General features: G+C 44.5%; 16 protein-coding genes and 1 other RNA gene. 12 read left to right on the forward strand and 5 right to left on the reverse strand.

Annotated features, from left to right (window positions below; translation table 11 throughout):
- Window positions 1-5 precede the first annotated feature (5 nt).
- The 8 genes from vscY to vopD are packed head-to-tail and all read left to right on the forward strand — an operon-like array spanning window position 6 to window position 7,761.
- Complete coding sequence (gene vscY / locus A3712_RS05860) at window positions 6-344, forward strand: type III secretion system chaperone VscY (RefSeq protein WP_063522679.1); 339 nt, start codon at window positions 6-8, stop codon at window positions 342-344.
- Window positions 328-2,454 carry a SctV family type III secretion system export apparatus subunit VcrD gene (gene vcrD, locus A3712_RS05865; protein ID WP_157618708.1) on the forward strand — a complete coding sequence of 709 codons (2,127 nt, stop codon included), beginning with the start codon at window positions 328-330 and terminating at the stop codon, window positions 2,452-2,454. Before vscY ends, vcrD begins: the two co-directional genes overlap by 17 nt.
- Window positions 2,454-2,867, forward strand: a complete 414-nt coding sequence (locus A3712_RS05870) for an LcrR family type III secretion system chaperone (protein ID WP_063522681.1) — start codon at window positions 2,454-2,456, stop codon at window positions 2,865-2,867. The genes vcrD and A3712_RS05870 overlap by 1 nt, the downstream gene beginning before the upstream one ends.
- Before the next feature lie 60 nt (window positions 2,868-2,927).
- Window positions 2,928-3,218, forward strand: a complete 291-nt coding sequence (locus A3712_RS05875) for an LcrG family type III secretion system chaperone (protein ID WP_063522682.1) — start codon at window positions 2,928-2,930, stop codon at window positions 3,216-3,218.
- 10 nt (window positions 3,219-3,228) lie between these two features.
- Complete coding sequence (locus A3712_RS05880; RefSeq protein ID WP_063522683.1) at window positions 3,229-5,040, forward strand: virulence-associated V antigen; 1,812 nt, start codon at window positions 3,229-3,231, stop codon at window positions 5,038-5,040.
- A 12-nt stretch (window positions 5,041-5,052) separates the two neighbouring features.
- Window positions 5,053-5,544, forward strand: a complete 492-nt coding sequence (locus tag A3712_RS05885; RefSeq protein ID WP_063522684.1) for a SycD/LcrH family type III secretion system chaperone — start codon at window positions 5,053-5,055, stop codon at window positions 5,542-5,544.
- Window positions 5,545-5,547: 3 nt separating this feature from the next.
- Window positions 5,548-6,747, forward strand: coding sequence for a type III secretion system translocon subunit SctE (gene sctE, locus A3712_RS05890; RefSeq protein WP_063522685.1), 1,200 nt, complete (start codon window positions 5,548-5,550; stop codon window positions 6,745-6,747).
- Window positions 6,748-6,756: 9 nt separating this feature from the next.
- Window positions 6,757-7,761, forward strand: coding sequence for a type III secretion system translocon subunit VopD (gene vopD / locus A3712_RS05895; protein WP_063522686.1), 1,005 nt, complete (start codon window positions 6,757-6,759; stop codon window positions 7,759-7,761).
- 99 nt (window positions 7,762-7,860) lie between these two features.
- On the opposite strand, the gene ssrA is transcribed toward vopD, so the two are convergent.
- Together ssrA and smpB are read right to left on the reverse strand one after the other, a co-directional pair.
- Window positions 7,861-8,227, reverse strand: a transfer-messenger RNA (tmRNA) gene (gene ssrA / locus A3712_RS05900).
- A 65-nt stretch (window positions 8,228-8,292) separates the two neighbouring features.
- Window positions 8,293-8,778: an SsrA-binding protein SmpB gene (gene smpB / locus A3712_RS05905; protein WP_004737567.1), complete on the reverse strand. Its 486-nt coding sequence runs from the start codon at window positions 8,776-8,778 to the stop codon at window positions 8,293-8,295.
- A gap of 118 nt (window positions 8,779-8,896) precedes the next feature.
- On the opposite strand from smpB, the gene A3712_RS05910 reads away from it, so the two are divergent.
- On the forward strand, window positions 8,897-9,325 hold the full coding sequence (locus A3712_RS05910) for an SRPBCC family protein (RefSeq protein ID WP_063522687.1): 429 nt from the start codon (window positions 8,897-8,899) through the stop codon (window positions 9,323-9,325).
- A gap of 3 nt (window positions 9,326-9,328) precedes the next feature.
- On the forward strand, window positions 9,329-9,637 hold the full coding sequence (locus tag A3712_RS05915) for an RnfH family protein (protein WP_063522688.1): 309 nt from the start codon (window positions 9,329-9,331) through the stop codon (window positions 9,635-9,637).
- A gap of 160 nt (window positions 9,638-9,797) precedes the next feature.
- Here A3712_RS05915 and bamE read toward each other — a convergent pair whose 3' ends face one another.
- The 3 genes from bamE to nadK form a co-directional block, all read right to left on the reverse strand.
- Window positions 9,798-10,157 carry an outer membrane protein assembly factor BamE gene (gene bamE, locus A3712_RS05920; protein WP_004735159.1) on the reverse strand — a complete coding sequence of 120 codons (360 nt, stop codon included), beginning with the start codon at window positions 10,155-10,157 and terminating at the stop codon, window positions 9,798-9,800.
- A 167-nt stretch (window positions 10,158-10,324) separates the two neighbouring features.
- A complete protein-coding gene (gene recN / locus A3712_RS05925) occupies window positions 10,325-11,989 on the reverse strand; it encodes a DNA repair protein RecN (protein WP_063522689.1) in 1,665 nt (554 codons plus the stop codon).
- 331 nt (window positions 11,990-12,320) lie between these two features.
- Window positions 12,321-13,205, reverse strand: coding sequence for an NAD(+) kinase (gene nadK / locus A3712_RS05930; RefSeq protein WP_063522690.1), 885 nt, complete (start codon window positions 13,203-13,205; stop codon window positions 12,321-12,323).
- Between the two features lie 143 nt (window positions 13,206-13,348).
- Between nadK and grpE the strand changes: the two genes are divergently transcribed.
- Window positions 13,349-13,930, forward strand: coding sequence for a nucleotide exchange factor GrpE (gene grpE, locus A3712_RS05935; protein ID WP_063522691.1), 582 nt, complete (start codon window positions 13,349-13,351; stop codon window positions 13,928-13,930).
- Between the two features lie 391 nt (window positions 13,931-14,321).
- Window positions 14,322-15,596, forward strand: coding sequence for a dicarboxylate/amino acid:cation symporter (locus tag A3712_RS05940; protein WP_063522692.1), 1,275 nt, complete (start codon window positions 14,322-14,324; stop codon window positions 15,594-15,596).
- Window positions 15,597-15,970 lie beyond the last annotated feature (374 nt).

Below are 15,970 nucleotides of genomic sequence, written 5' to 3' on the forward strand. Positions count from 1 at the left end.
AGCCCATGTTGAAGACAAAAGACGTGGAGCTTTTGCTTATCCACGCCGCACTCCAAGTTCAATATCAAAAGCCGGAACAAGCGATTATCTTGCTTGATGCACTGCTGGAAATCGAACCTCAGCATCAGGAAGCTCGCCAAACATTAGCGGTAGCATGCCTCAATTCAGGCAGATACACGCGTTCAATTGAGCTGTGCGAAAGATTATTGGAAAGCGAACACTCAAATAAAGCGGGCTTGTGGTTTTGCCTAAGCCAAGCTCGCTGGAAAGAACAGGATGTTGAAGGTGCCCGCCGAGCACATCGACATTATCTACAATCTCTAAATAGTGAATCAAATGAATAAGTTGATTGATACTCTAAACAAAGTCGGACAGCGTAAAGACATCATGCTTGCCGTGATGCTACTTGCGATCGTCTTTATGATGATCTTGCCTCTACCTACGGCACTAGTGGACGTTTTGATCGGTACCAACATGAGCATTGCGGTCGTCTTGTTGATGTTGGCTATCTACATCACTACACCACTGGAATTTTCTGCATTTCCAGCAGTGCTTTTGATCACCACCTTGTTTCGTTTGTCACTTTCTATTACGACAACGCGACTTATCCTGCTGCAAGGTGATGCAGGCCAGATCGTATACACCTTCGGTAACTTCGTCGTCGGCGGTAACTTGGTAGTAGGTATTGTTGTTTTCCTTATCATCACCATTGTTCAATTTATGGTGATCACCAAAGGTTCTGAAAGGGTTGCAGAAGTCAGCGCTCGGTTCTCTCTTGACGCGATGCCGGGTAAGCAGATGAGTATCGATGGCGATATGCGTGCTGGAGTTATTGATGTTCATGAGGCGCGTCACCGCCGTTCATTGATCGAAAAAGAAAGCCAAATGTATGGCTCGATGGATGGCGCGATGAAGTTCGTTAAAGGCGACTCAATCGCGGGCCTGATTATCATAGTGGTAAACATTCTCGGTGGTGTAACTATTGGGGTGACTCAAAAGGGCATGTCTGCCTCTGAGGCACTTGAATTGTTCGCAGTCCTGACCGTTGGTGATGGTCTGGTGTCGCAGATCCCGGCACTGTTTATCGCTATCACGGCTGGCATCATCGTTACTCGTGTCTCAAATGAGGATTCTTCTGACCTAGGTTCAGATATTGGTGGACAAGTGACCGCTCAGCCAAGAGCTTTGTTGGTTGGTGGTGTTCTGCTGATTTTGTTTGCTCTTATTCCGGGCTTCCCGAAGATTACCTTCTTAATTCTTGCTGCTGTTGTTGGCGGTGGTGGTTTCTTCTTATCCTACCAACAAAAGAAACAAAGCGAATCCGACAGCTCTGACTTGCCTAGCTTCGTTGCCCAAGGTGCTGGTTCGCCAGCCGCTAAGCCCAATAAACCGACGCCATCTCGCAATAGCAAAGGCAAGCTGGGTGAGCAAGAAGAGTTTGCGATGACAGTACCGCTGCTCATCGACTTGGATTCTCGCTTGCAAGAAAGTTTAGAGGCCGTGGCTCTCAACGATGAGCTTGCGCGTGTCAGACGTGCACTTTATCTCGATCTCGGTGTCCCGTTCCCCGGTATTCACTTACGTTTCAACGAGGGAATGAGTAACGGCGAGTATTTAATTCAATTGCAAGAAGTGCCGGTCGCTCGTGGTCGAATTGAAAGCGAGAAACTGCTGGTAACAGAAGGTAATGAACAGATCGATTTACTGGGCGTACCTTATGAAAAAGATGACGATTTTCTGCCGGGTATTACGAGTCTTTGGGTTGACCAAAGTCATTATGAAAAACTCCAAAACAGTCATGTGGGCTTTCTGACCCCTGATCGCATTCTGACTTATCACTTGTCTCACGTTCTGAAAGAGTACGCGCAAGACTTTATCGGTATTCAAGAAACCCGCTACCTGCTGGAACAAATGGAAGGTAGCTATTCCGAACTAGTAAAAGAAGCGCAGCGTATTGTGCCTTTGCAAAAGATGACGGAAATTCTGCAGCGTTTGGTTTCTGAAGACATTTCTATTCGTAATTTACGAGTGATCTTAGAAGCCATGGTTGAGTGGGGCCAGAAAGAGAAAGACGTGGTACAGCTAACTGAATATATCCGTTCAAGCTTGAAGCGCTATATCTGCTACAAGTACGCCAGCGGTCAAAACATGCTACCAGCTTATCTATTAGATCAAAGCTTGGAAGATACGATTCGTAATGGCATTCGTCAGACTTCTGCAGGCAGTTACTTGGCGCTTGACCCCTCTGTCACTCAACAATTTGTCAGCGACGTTAAGCAAACCATTGGTGATTTAAGTCGCATGCCAAATAAACCTGTGCTGGTGGTGTCGATGGATGTGCGCCGTTACGTGCGCAAACTGATCGAGTCTGAATACTACGAATTGCCAGTGTTGTCGTTCCAAGAGCTGACACAACAAATCAATATTCAACCGCTTGGCAGGGTAGGTATGTGATGAAATGCCTTCTCACTCAGTCTCTAGTGGCGTCAGGCATCGAAGTGACGCCCTACTTTTGGCAGAAAAGTACTATCTTACTTGGTCATCGTTATGAATGTGATGGGATGGAGCTGGTCTTCCGTGTCGAAGAGGGCGAAATCATCATTGTACTGCTGCGAAGAACCAGCCCGAACCAAGGTCTAGGCAACCCTTTCTCCGCGCTATTTGTGCTCGCAGAACATGCCATCCGTTTGTATCCGCTCGACTGGACTATTCGTGGCAACGTTGATGTATTGCGAGGTAGTAACATGAGCAGCCAACGGTTAGCACAATTCTACTTACGAGCCTGCGGCGCGAGCCATGATCAACAAGAGGATTGGTATTTCTTGCGCCTTAGTGATTACCGACCTTTGAGAAAGAGAAAAATTTAAAAACTCTCGACTGTTACTGACAGCATCCCAAAGATGCTTCGCTTTAAGATAGGACACAAGATGAAGCAACCCTTTACTGAAACCATTGAAAACGCGGAACTTGCTATTCGCAATGCTGAAGACAGAACTGATGTATTCAATGAACTACTCGAAGGATTAGGCGTTGGTCCGGTAGCAGGCAATATTCTGCTCGATGGGTTAAATGCTTCGCCCCAATTGATGAAACAAGCAGAGCACGAGCTGCTTGAAGAAGTACAACGCCGCAGACAACAACAGCATCAGCCACAAGCCACGACCACTAAAGGCATTAGGCGCAAGCGACCGACCATGATGCGTGGCATGGTGATCTAGAGGTTTTTACATGACGGATATGACAACCATGAACTCCATCAAAGGAGTTCTCAATACAACAGCCAATCGTGATTCTCAGATCGCATTCCAGCAGGGTTTGGTTAAGACCTTTTCTCCCATTCTGAGTGATGCCCATATCGATGCGAATCAATTAGAGTCATTGATTCGCCAATTACCTATTGTCGTAGGGCGCACGGAACAAGAAAGCTTGAGTCTTTATGCAGATTCATTGGACACACTGTTAAAGAAGCAGGAGGCCTTTACTGGGACTGCTGCCACTGAGACTACTGCGCATTGGATGCGGTCACTGCAACAACAAGCGTTGAATGGCCAGATTGCACCTAAAGAAGTGGAAATGGGCGTTAATACTACGCTCGCGCATCAATTTCAATCTTGGTTTAGCACACTACTAAAAGATAAGGTCGACAGTTCACTTTCGACCTATTTTATCGCTGATTTCCGCTTGGGGAGCCAGAGTAACCAAGCACTGCAAATTGAAGCTTTGAATACGAGTGATCTTAAAGCAGCAATGGCAGAGATTAGCTCGCTTGTAAATACACTGGCGGTGCAGATGAGTACCAGTGAGGTTCGTGAGAATGCTATTCCGTTCTTGCGAAATGCCTTTGCTAATCTTGGTTCAGTCAACCTCAATGAGCTTAAGAACTCAGATTACTTTTTAACGGAAGAAAGCTTTAGAGCCGCGGTTACCTCTCAGCTGGTTGCCTCTTTCAATAGCATTGGGATCACCATCAGCACCGATGATGCAAAGACATTGGCGAACAAGATTGCTTGGATTCCTGGCATGTCTAAGCAGGAGCTTACCGATGCGATTAATAGCTTAGCGATACAACTAAAAGGACAGTTTGAAAATGCCTACGGTGCAGAGGGTGTCAAACAATTAAAAGCCATTTTGGATTTAGAAGTTGACAGAATTAACGCAAATCCCAATGCGATCACTTTACCAAGTTTGTTTTCTAATATTGCGATTGCACTTATTAACACTCAGATCGATAAGTTCTTTAACGATCTACTTGCTATCCAGGTAACTCAAACGACACCAGAACAGCTTGAGCGTATCAAGCAAAATACCGAGCAAGATATTCGTTTTCTTTTCGAGAAAATAGTTGCCGGAAAAGATATCGGAACCGATTTTGTCACACGTCATCAAAAAATGATGGAGAACCTTTATAAGCTCAGTGAGCGTTTAGCAAAAATCACAGCACAGGAAGTTGATAGTAAAGAAGTAAATGCTGAGCATGCATTGACTGCTCGCGATTTATTGGCAGTTATTGAGTCGAGTATCGGTGATCGCTTTGATGAACGCGTGTTATTTGCCTTAAATGAGCGCCGCGTAGACCGTCTTGAAAAGCGTAATATTTTGAAAGGTGAACTGGAAAACTTAACGATGGAGTTAAGAATTTTTGGTGCCATACAGTCGAAGATACACTCAAAACAAAGTGCAAAAGAAAAATATGAACCAGGGAATACGAGTTTCCAAGCAAGTGACTTTGGCTACGACAGTGAAGCATCTTTTAAGGCCTCTCCCGAGTATGCATATTTGACAAATAATAAGTTCGAAAACCACAAAGACTTTCTGACAAAACAAGGCGTTTCAGTAGCAGCCGATAGTTTTGAGGGCGATCAATTGGCAAGTTTCTCTAATTCAGTAAGTGATCAGTCCAAGGTCAAAAACGATACAGTTCAACTAAAAACGACCGAGCTCAGTGATATCAGCTCTCAATACAATGCAACCGTTGAGGCGATGAACAAATTTGTTCAGAAGTACCACAGTATTTTACAAGAAATCCTACGAGCCCTTTGAGGATAAATAACCATGACTACACAAAACGCGCCAACCGATCTATCTCAAATGCAAGCAGAGGAGCTTCTTTCCTTTTTGGAAGAGGGAGGTACGCTAAAAATGCTGCACGATGTATCGGCAGACACCATTGAGCAAATTTACGCGGTTGGATATAACTTTTTCCAGTCAGGCAAACTAGAGCAGGCCGCAAAGGTATTTCAGCTGCTTAGTATGCTTGATCATTATCAAGCGCGATTTTTCATTGGTTTGGGTGCGGCTCGTCAGGAACTAGGTGAGTACCTGCAGGCGCTTGATGCCTACAGCTACGCTGCGCTTATGGACATTAATGATCCACGCCCGCCTTTCCACTCTGCAGAATGTCATCTCAAACTTGAGCAACTGACGGAAGCAGAGAGTGGGTTTTACAGCGCGAAGGAGATGTCTGCTGGTAAACCAGAGTATGCAGACTTGCATCAACGAGCAGGCATCATGTTAGAAGCGGTGAGAAACAAGAGGAGTAACTAGAATATGAGTTCTATTGCACTTAACCGCATTCAGAATCAGGTATTTATGCCTGATTCTGACCAAACTACGTTAAACAAGGTTGGCAAGACAGCTGCTCATGCATCGCCGTCAGTAACCCTTGAAAACGTACAAGGTAAAGGTGTTGAAGCATTGAACGCCGGCAAGGTAAAAGTTCAGCTTGATGCACCGAATGCCGCTGTCAGCGATCAGGTGAACGACCTGACGCTGAAGGCCATTGCACAGCTACAAAAAATTGTAGACTCGATAGCTGGTGGCTTACATGCTGTTGCTGACAGCACTGGATCACTAGCTGTGAGAATAATTGCAGGCTCAGTGGACGACTTTGAGATTGAGCTGGCTGCTATCGCAGACAAAATTAAGAGTGCTCAAAACAAGCTTAAAATGCAGGAAGTCAAAGTAGCTCAAGAAAAACATAAGCTTGAGATGTCAGAAAACCAGGAGAAGATCAAAGAATCTGAGGCCGCGGCAAAAGAAGCACAAAAGTCGGGCTTAGCTTCTAAGATTTTCGGTTGGGTCAGCGCTGTAGCTTCTATTGTTGTTGGCTCCATCATGGTCGCAACTGGGATCGGTGCTGTTGCTGGCGCGTTAATGATCGCGGGCGGTGTGATGGGTGCTGTCAATATGACTTTGCAAGAGCCTGCTGTTCAGGAGGCGATGAAAGAGGCTGGAATTAATGTCAATGTGCTGAGTAAAGTCGTCATGGCGTTTGAGATTGCGACTGCTGTCATTGGTGCTGTTGTCACATTTGGTGGTTCTGCCGCTGCGGGTGTTGCCAAGTTGGCTGCTAAGAGTGCAAGCCAAATTGCACAGAAAGTCACTGATATCGCCACAAAAGCATCCGCCAGTATCACAAAGTTTGCTGATTGGGGGTCGAAAGCCACAACGACAACTGCAAAAGCGATCCGTTTTGGTGCTGAGGGTGCCGACATCACTGTCAATGTCGGTAAAGCTGCCACGGATAGCGTTCATGGGACAAACAACGCGCGTTTGACCAACATTCAGGCGGACATTACAGAGTTAAGGGCTGAGATGACACTGAGCCAAGCGGTGCTTGACAAACTGAAACAAGAAATTTCCAAGTTGATGGAAGGTTTCCAAGAACTAATGAACGTCATCATGCAAATGGTCCTAGCTAAAGGCGAAACAATGAAAACGCTGACGAATCGCCCTACAAATGTTTAAGGAATAATTATGATAGAAAATATTAGTAATACTGGACACGCAGCTCTTCATGGTTTGGGCGAACTTGACAGAACCAGCCATACTGAGAAAACCCCTGAAACCAAAATCGAAGCAGGTGCAATCCGCGCTAGTGCTGAAAGCAAAGTGACGAATGCGAATCACTACCAATTAGATGGCCCAAAAGCGCCAGCTATTGGAGACCAAGCTATCGCGGTAGCAAAATTGATGGATGAGTTGGCCTCAACAACAAACCTGTTAATGCAAATAACAGAAAACGCATTGGCAGGCAAAGACGTGGCTAAGTCCTCGTCAGAGGCTATTTCTCAGTCACTCTCTCTTATCGCTTTGCTGTATGAAGTATCCAAATTAACCCGTGACCAGCAAGTACAGCAACGTGAAATTGCGGTCGAGGCAAATGTAGCTAGTATCAAGAGCCAAGCAGAAGAGTTAAATAGTGCGGCAAAGGCGATGCTCGCAATGGCTATCGTATCAGGTGTTCTTGCGGGAGCAACAGCAATCGTTGGTGCGATTGGTTCTTTTAGAACAGGTCGAGAACTGAGTTCTGAAGTCGCCCATAACAAGGTTTTGCAGACTCAAAAAGCAGGCTTTGAGCAAGCTGAAGAGCTAATGGCTAGTGGTAATATGTCGACGAAATATCAGGACCAAGTGAGAAAAGCATATGCAGCCGCTAAAGAAAATATTGCTGATACGTCGAGCTCTTTAACCAGCACCGGACGTAAATTTGAAAAGATGGCAGGATCCAATCAGGCGAGAAATGCCGTACTTCAAGCTTTAGGTCAAATGGGGAACTCAGCAGCAAGCGTAGAGCAAACGAAAGCTCAAGCTCGAAGCAAAGAGGATGAAGTATTGGCAACTCGTGCCCAATCAGATAAACAAAAAGCAGACGAATACATTGGTTTCCAAGAGGGTCTGTTAAAAGAGCTACGCGAGCTTTTCCGTTCGATTGCTGATAGTCAAACTCAAGCATGGCGAGCATCCACTCCAACGGTGTAATCGCGTATCAGACATCATATTGTTATTTGTGTTTGGTTAAATCTAGATTAAAGGCAAACAAAAAGGGCCAACTCTTTCGAGTTGGCCCTTTCCAAACGTTGGTGGAGCTGGCGGGAGTTGAACCCGCGTCCAAAAACTATTCATCATTGGTACTACATGCTTAGTCGATCTTTAATTTCACCAGTAACCTGCGAACCGACACGCTAGTTAAAGGCTAACCTGAATTATAATTCGCGCTTTTCCTCTCAGGTGGGAGAAGCCACGCTAGCTTGTTTGGGTTTGATCTCTTGTTGGTCCCCGTCTTACGAGCGGAAGCTAGGGCAAGAGAGCTCTGAGCAGGTTATTAAGCTGCTAGTGCGTAGTTTTCGTCGTTTGCGACTATTTTTTTGCGGCTTTTTACGTGGCCAACCGCCCCACGGCATGCACCTCAGACTTCAAAATTCCTGTCGAATCCTAAATCAGCCCCAAGTGTTATTGCATAGTACCAGAAAAGCTTACACTGTCTAGCACTGTGCGTTTAAGTGCTTAAAATTAGCGCAAATTACTCTTCATAATTCGTGCTTTATCTCTCGCCCAATCTTTTTCTTTCATATCAGTACGTTTATCGTGCAGCTTTTTACCCTTCGCTACGCCGATCTTAATCTTCGCCCAAGAGCGAGACCAGTAAAGTGCGGTTGCGACAAGTGTCATGCCTTCACGGTTAATACGACCGAATAGGTTATCGAGCTCTTTTCTCGACATTAGGAGTTTACGGACACGTGTTGGGTTCGCCACGATATGAGTACTCGCTTGAGTAAGCGGAGTGATCGTCATACCACTAATGAATGCTTCGCCATCACGGATGTAAACGTAGCTTTCTGCGATATTGGTTTTGCCTTCACGTAGGGATTTTACTTCCCAGCCTTGTAGCTCAAGCCCCGCTTCTATTTCATCGTCGATGAAATATTCGTGGCGAGCTTTCTTATTAAGCGCAATGGTATTACTACCGGCTTTTGATTTTGATTTATTCTTTGCCATAATGGCCTCATTATACGGATTGCGCGAAAGATGGGGAATCCTTTTTATTTGCGCTCTGGCTCAATACCATTAAAATTGTGGTTTGTTTAATGTAACGCTGTCTTTAACAGGAGTCTATATGCCAAAGGTTACTCGTTCAGCATTAGTATCATTTAGTGCTGACCAGATGTTTGACTTGGTCAATGATGTTGCTCGTTATCCTGAGTTTTTGCCAGGGTGTTCTGGTTCTCGTGTAATAGAGTTTTCAGATTCAGCAATGGTGGCTTCGGTTGATGTTTCTAAAGCCGGTATTAGCAAAACATTTACAACGTCTAACCGTTTAGCGGATGGCGTTGAGATCTTAATGGAGCTGGTGGACGGCCCATTCAAGAAACTGCAAGGCGGTTGGTATTTTACTCCATTGGATGATCAAGCCTGTAAGGTCGAGCTTAAGTTAGAGTTTGAATTTTCTAGCCGAATGATTGAAATGGCATTTGGTAAGATTTTCAATGAGCTAACGACCAACATGGTGAGCGCATTCACTCAACGAGCGAAACAGGTTTACTAAACCATGACTATTGAATCAGATATGATCCACGTAGAAGTTGTGTTTGCACTTCCGCATGAACAGCGTGTGTTTACTTTGGTCGTTAATAAGAATGCAACCGTTGAAGAAATTATTGCGCAGTCTGGTGTTTTGGAACTGTACCCAGAGATCGACTTAGCGAAAAACAAGGTTGGCGTGTTCAGCCGTAACGTGAAGTTAGATGCAACGGTTCGTGATAAAGACCGTATCGAAATTTACCGTGCACTATTGGCCGATCCAAAAGAGATTCGACGTAAACGTGCCGAACAAGCAAAAGCCGCTGCTACTAAATAGCATCGAAAAGCGTATTCAATTCACAGAGAGCTCGCCAAATCGGCGAGCTTTTTTGTGTCAGTGAGTGAGATTTGGTGGGTTAATTTGTAAGCAAATATTAAAAAGCCTGCTCATTGAGCAGGCTTTTAAGCTTCTTGATTGAGAGCTTGTCTACTGAAAGCTAGCGAAGGCTTTCGAAGAACTCATCACTGGCTTCAAAATCACCGTTGATCGTAACTAGGGTGCCAGTAGCATCAAAGTTCACGACGAGGTTTTTCTGAATTGGGTCTTCGTGACCTTTTTGGTGGTGGTAAATGTAGTACCACGTATCTGGGTAGCCATTTTCGATAAGCATAGGTGAGCCCATAACGTAACGAACTTGTGTTTTTGTCATGCCAAACTTGAGCTGGTCGACAGCTTCTTGTTCAACATAGTTACCCTGATTGATGTCAATTCGATAAACCAACTTCTCTAGTAGAGAGCAACCGGTCAACATTGTTAGTGCAAGTGGAACTGCAACTAACCACTTTTTAATTCGCATAGTTTGAGATCTTTCTTCGCTAAAATACTGCCTGATAATAAACAAGCTCCAGCAAGAAGTAAAAAGCTCCTTGCGCTTTGAGCTTGTTATGACTGGCAATTTTGAATTTAGTTGCAAAATTACCAATATTTTTCGTTAAATTATCAGAAAGTTGCTGAAGATTTAATCTAAGCTGCGACTAATAACTCTTTTGCGTTGGCAAGGGTCGACTCGGTAATTTGGCTGCCACCAAGCAGTCGAGCCAGCTCTGAAACGCGTTGTTGCTCATCAAGTGTGTGCATTTGGGTTTCGGTTTTACCTGATTTCGTGTTCTTTGCCACAAACAGCTGTTGGTGACCGCAACCGGCAACTTGAGGTAAGTGAGTCACACACATTACCTGAGTTGATTCGCCCAGCTTACGCAGCATCTTGCCGACTACAGCAGCGGTTGGGCCACTGATACCCACATCCACTTCATCGAAAATCAGACTTGGTGTATCGACTTTTTGCGCGGTGATCACTTGAATCGCTAATGAGATGCGTGATAGCTCACCACCGGACGCCACTTTAGCGATTGGTTGCATCGGCTGGCCTGGGTTGGTAGACACAATAAAGGTCACGTTATCCATACCCAATGGTGAAGGGTGAGTGTTGGTGTTGTTTACTTCAATCGCAAACTGAGCTTTTTCCATGCTGAGCTCGTGCATGCTTTGCGTGATCAGCTTGTTTAGCTCTTTCGCGTAACGAACGCGAGATTTATGCAGCTTCTCAGACTTTGCTACGAATGATTGGTATTGGTTTTCAACGTCATTCGCTAACTCTTCAAGCTTTTCATCAGAGCAATCCAATGCTTCAACTTGCTGTAGTAAGTCTTGGTGGTGTTTATACAGCTCTTCAGGCAATACGTGGTGTTTACGTGCCATCGACATCACTTTAGAGAAGCGCTCTTCAACGTAAGCCATGCGACCTGGATCTACGTCGATGCTATCAAGATAAGTTCTTAGCTCGCTGTTGGTCTCTTCAATCTGAATAATGGCCTCAGACAGCATATCTGGTAGTTCAGCAAGTCGCTCGTCTAATTCTGCTAGTTGAATTAGGGAGTGATTGGCCGATTGCAGAATACCAAGCGCATTAACTTCTTCACCTTCGTAAATAAGCTCGATAGCTTGCCGGCAGGTTGAGGCCAATTCTCCGCTATTGGCGAGGCGCTTATGCTCTTGTTCGAGCTCTTCATATTCTTCCTCCCCAATAGATAACTCGTTCAACTCTTTGATTTGGTATTCAAGAAGTTGTTTCTGAGCTTGGTTTTGTTGGCTGTTTTCACGTAACTCTTTTAGGTGGTTGTCTGCTTGGCGCCAAGTTTGATAAGCGTTACGTGTCGATTTCAATAGGTTTAAATGGCCCGCGTATTGGTCAAGCATTGCCATTTGGTAGTCGCTTTTCATCAGCTGGTGATGCGCGTGCTGGCCATGAATGTTGATCAGCAGTTGTCCCAGGGATTTCAATTGTGAAAGAGGAACCGGGCTACCGTTAATGAATGCACGAGAGCGACCTTCTTTAGAGATGGTTCTGCGCAGGATGCACTCAGTGCCGTCTAGAAGTTCGTTATCTTCTAACCATCGAGTTGCGTGCAGATTGTTTTCAAGTAAAAATGCGGCACTGACTTCGGTTTTTTCTTCACCTTGTCTAACCATTCCTGCATCGGATCTCCCTCCAAGACACAAACCCAAAGCATCGATTGCAATCGATTTACCCGCACCAGTCTCCCCGGTGATTGTTGTCATGCCTTTAGAAAGTTCTAGCTGTAAAGACTTAACAATAGCGAAATTATTAACACTTAAATGAGCCAGCATTTTTATTTACCTGTATAACTGAACAATACTGTATATAAGTTCAGTATATACTGTTTCTTTATACAGTAAAGCCGACAGGTGAAAATTTTTTGTGAGTTCGATCAAATCAAACTTCGTTTGTAGGTGCCTGATATTGATGTCTATTTGCAAAAAGATATTCCAGATATCTCGCCCCTCAGTTCTGGAATGACGGAGCGGTTGAGAGGAATTGTTCGTAGTCGTCATTCTCTAGAGCGACGAAGTAGCGGAGTTGAGAATCTCTTTGGTAATAAAAAAGGCTAACGAATATCGTCAGCCTTTGAAATTTTCGGTTGTTACTAGTGCCGTTGAGTTAGAACAGCTTACTCGACCAGCCCAGTTTGTTACGTAGGACATGGTAGTAATTGTAGTCTTTTGGATGGATCAGCTTGAGCACATTTGGGCTTTGGTAAATGTGGATCTCGTCGCCTGGAGATACAGGTAGCGAGATTTGACCATCGCAACTGACTTCTTGAGTGCCGCGGTTATCAGGCGATACGATCAATTTAATGTGGCGTTTCCCATCGACGACAAGCGGTCGGCTTGAAAGCGTGTGCGGGAACATAGGTACCAAAGAGATGGCATTCAAGCTCGATGACAAAATGGGGCCGCCGCCAGAGAGCGAGTAGGCGGTAGAGCCTGTTGGTGTCGACACGATCAAACCATCAGAACGCTGCGAGAAAGCGAAGTTGTCGTCGATGTACACTTCAAACTCGATCATGTGCGCGACTTGGCCGGGGTGAAGGACCGCTTCGTTAAGTGCTGCATTGTGGCTTTTTATTTGGCCATGGCGGTGGATCTCTGTTTCAAGTAGGAAGCGTTCTTCTTCCATGAATTCACCTTTGAGAACATCAGTTAGCGCGCGCTGGAAGTTTTCTGGGTTGAGATCGGTCAGGAAGCCAAGGTTACCTCTGTTCACACCAATCACTGAAATATCGAAACGAGATAAGATTCGAGCGGCGCCGAGCATGTTTCCGTCGCCACCGACTACAATGGCGAGATCGGCGCGTTTACCTAAGTCGACCAGGCTAGAAAAATGTTCTTTTGGGATATCGTCTAAAATACTGGCGAGTCTGTCATCAACAAACACTTGATAACCCTCAGCACTCAACCACTGATAGAGTTCTCTATGAGTCTGAATTGCTTGCTGATCTCTAGGTTTACCAATAATGGCGATCACTTCAAATGGCTTTTTCATAAGGTTTCCAAACGAATTAGGCTTGAATCAAAATTCTTCATCCCCATAATAAAGGCAAGTTGAACGTCTATGCGAGTGTTTTATATCAATTTGAGGCGCAAACCCGCCTGTCACTTGCATTGGAAACGAATTCTGGAGATATCATGAGCAACGAAGAAAACAAAGTAACCGAAGAAGAACTAGATCAGATCATTGCTGAAGCAGAAAAAGTTGAAGAAGCTGAACTGAACGCAGACGCGGCTGATGAGCAGGAAGCAAAGATTGCTCAACTAGAAGCGGCATTGCTAGCTAGCGAAACTAAAGTGAAAGAGCAGCAAGATTCTGTTCTTCGCGCTAAAGCTGAAGTTGAAAATATGCGTCGCCGTAGCGAGCAAGAAATTGATAAAGCGCGTAAATTCGCTTTGAACAAGTTTGCTGAAGGCCTACTGCCGGTTATCGACAACCTTGAGCGTGCAATGCAAGCTGCAGACGCTGAAAACGAAGTGGTTAAGTCACTATACGAAGGTGTTGAGCTTACGCACAAAACATTCGTAGACACAGTTGCTAAGTTCGGTCTAAAAGAGATCAACCCAGAAGGTGAAGCGTTCAACCCTGAATTCCACCAAGCGATGTCTATCCAAGAAAGCCCAGATCACGAATCAAACACGGTTATGTTCGTGATGCAAAAAGGCTACGAGCTAAACGGTCGTGTAGTTCGTCCTGCAATGGTAATGGTTGCTAAGTAATTGAGTGGTGCTTGCATAGCGAAAGGTTCGACCTTTTACTGATCAAGCAAGCTGCAGTTACAACATAATTCACTAGTTGATGTGAAATAAGAAGAGAGGCTTACGCCTCTCTTTTTTTATGTCTACCACTTGAGAGTCCACGTAAATGGTTCGTCAAACTGCATTGAGGATGTCGTTCTTTTTATTTCATACAGAACAGCGGTTTAGAGTTTTATGTTATGAAACTGGTTGTTAATAAGAAAATGTTTTGATGTCACACTTGTGATATTTTTGTAAACAAATACTTTTAATTGTTATCTTTGTATGTAAAATCCACTGCCATATAGCGATATTACTCGCATATATAACTATAAAAGTACAAATTTTAAACACAACAGACTGGAGAAGAACGATGGATAAATCGCTCTCAAGTAAGATTTTTGTTGGCCTGTTTGTCGGCCTGATTATTGGTACTGCTATTCAGTACCTATTCAGCGGAATCGCTATTTTTGACACTTACCTACTTGGTGCTGCAGAAGGCGCTGGTGGTATGTTCGTATCACTTATCAAGTTGCTGGTAGTGCCTCTTGTATATGTATCTATAGTTTGCGGTATCGTTGAACTAAAAGATATCCGTTCATTTGGTCGTCTTGGTGGTAAAACCTTTGGTCTTTACATTATTAACACCATCATCGCGATCTCTGCTGCTCTAACGATTGGTCTTATTTTCCAACCTGGTGCGGGTGCAAACCTAGCAGGTACAGTTTCTGAGACGATTGCACTTACAACAACAGAAACCCCAGACATCTTCTCTCTTGTTGTGAACATCGTTCCTAGCAACCCAGTACAAGCATTCGCAAGCGGCGATATGCTACAAATCATCTTCATGGCGATTCTGACTGGTCTTGCTATTCAAGCGCTTGATTCTCGTGGTGGCCCAGCTATCAAGACGTTCAAGATGGCTAACGAAATCATGATGAAGCTTATCGGCCTAGTAATGAGCCTAGCGCCATACGGTGTATTCGCTCTGATGATTCAACTAGGTGCAACGCTAGATGCAAACACGCTAATGTCAGTAGCTGGCTACGTAGCGCTTGTTGTTGCAATGCTTGTGTTCTGGATCTTCTTCTTCTACCCAATGATGGTGGGTTCATTCACTGGTATTTCTCCAAAGCAGTTCCTACGTGCAACTCGTGAGCAAGTTCTATTCTCACTATCTACTGCAAGTTCGAACGCGACTATCCCAGTAACAATGCGCACTCTTACTGACAAGCTAAACGTATCTAAGTCAGTAGCGGGCTTCGGTGTACCACTAGGTGCAACAATGAACATGTCTGGTGTATCTATCTACATCGCACTAGCAACTATGTTCGTAGCAAACGCATTTGGTCAGCCAATCAACACTGCTGATATCTTCACTCTAGGTCTAACTATCTTGCTACTGTCTATCGGTGCTGGTGGTGTTCCAGGTGGCGGTGTAGTAATGGTAGGTGTTCTATTACACCAACTAGGTCTACCACCAGAAGGTCTAGCTATCGTTGCTGCTGTTGACCGTATCTGTGACATGTTCTGTACTTCTTCAAACGTAGTGGGTGACACAGCGGTAAACACTATCGTTGCTAAATCTGAAAACGAAATTGGCTTTGAAGCAGACGAAGAAGTTGAACTGAAGAAAGCAGAAGCTTAATTAAAAGTTCTTCCTTTTATAGACAATGTTTATGTAGAAAGTCTTGATTGAAAACGGAGCCAAAGTGGCTCCGTTTTTTATTGGATGACAAAGATAGATATTATTTGGGGTGCTGTGGGGCAGCGCGGTTGTGTTGAGCTTTTTCTTAGCGTTGATCGTTAGCCATAAGGCTTGTACAGCAATACCAGATGTTATCTACAAAAGGTACAAAGGGGCTTTTGAATCGAATTACGGGTTTATTAGTGTGTTAATGATATGCATTCTTACCTAATCATTCTTTTTATTAAAATAAATGTAAAAAAATCCGTTTTTACCCTTGAAAAGGTATCGTGAGCCCTTATCTATGGTGCATACGAAAGCAAATTGTATTTGCA

The sequence above is a fragment of the Vibrio sp. HI00D65 genome (assembly GCF_001635455.1).
Taxonomy (GTDB): domain Bacteria; phylum Pseudomonadota; class Gammaproteobacteria; order Enterobacterales; family Vibrionaceae; genus Vibrio.

Coding starts and splice junctions, on each gene's coding strand:
- vscY (WP_063522679.1), top strand. CDS start 6: ATGTTGAAGACAAAAGACGTGGAGCTTTTGCTTATCCACGCCGCACTC.
- A3712_RS05870 (WP_063522681.1), top strand. CDS start 2,454: ATGAAATGCCTTCTCACTCAGTCTCTAGTGGCGTCAGGCATCGAAGTG.
- A3712_RS05875 (WP_063522682.1), top strand. CDS start 2,928: ATGAAGCAACCCTTTACTGAAACCATTGAAAACGCGGAACTTGCTATT.
- A3712_RS05880 (WP_063522683.1), top strand. CDS start 3,229: ATGACGGATATGACAACCATGAACTCCATCAAAGGAGTTCTCAATACA.
- A3712_RS05885 (WP_063522684.1), top strand. CDS start 5,053: ATGACTACACAAAACGCGCCAACCGATCTATCTCAAATGCAAGCAGAG.
- sctE (WP_063522685.1), top strand. CDS start 5,548: ATGAGTTCTATTGCACTTAACCGCATTCAGAATCAGGTATTTATGCCT.
- vopD (WP_063522686.1), top strand. CDS start 6,757: ATGATAGAAAATATTAGTAATACTGGACACGCAGCTCTTCATGGTTTG.
- smpB (WP_004737567.1), bottom strand. CDS start 8,778: ATGGCAAAGAATAAATCAAAATCAAAAGCCGGTAGTAATACCATTGCG.
- A3712_RS05910 (WP_063522687.1), top strand. CDS start 8,897: ATGCCAAAGGTTACTCGTTCAGCATTAGTATCATTTAGTGCTGACCAG.
- A3712_RS05915 (WP_063522688.1), top strand. CDS start 9,329: ATGACTATTGAATCAGATATGATCCACGTAGAAGTTGTGTTTGCACTT.
- bamE (WP_004735159.1), bottom strand. CDS start 10,157: ATGCGAATTAAAAAGTGGTTAGTTGCAGTTCCACTTGCACTAACAATG.
- recN (WP_063522689.1), bottom strand. CDS start 11,989: ATGCTGGCTCATTTAAGTGTTAATAATTTCGCTATTGTTAAGTCTTTA.
- nadK (WP_063522690.1), bottom strand. CDS start 13,205: ATGAAAAAGCCATTTGAAGTGATCGCCATTATTGGTAAACCTAGAGAT.
- grpE (WP_063522691.1), top strand. CDS start 13,349: ATGAGCAACGAAGAAAACAAAGTAACCGAAGAAGAACTAGATCAGATC.
- A3712_RS05940 (WP_063522692.1), top strand. CDS start 14,322: ATGGATAAATCGCTCTCAAGTAAGATTTTTGTTGGCCTGTTTGTCGGC.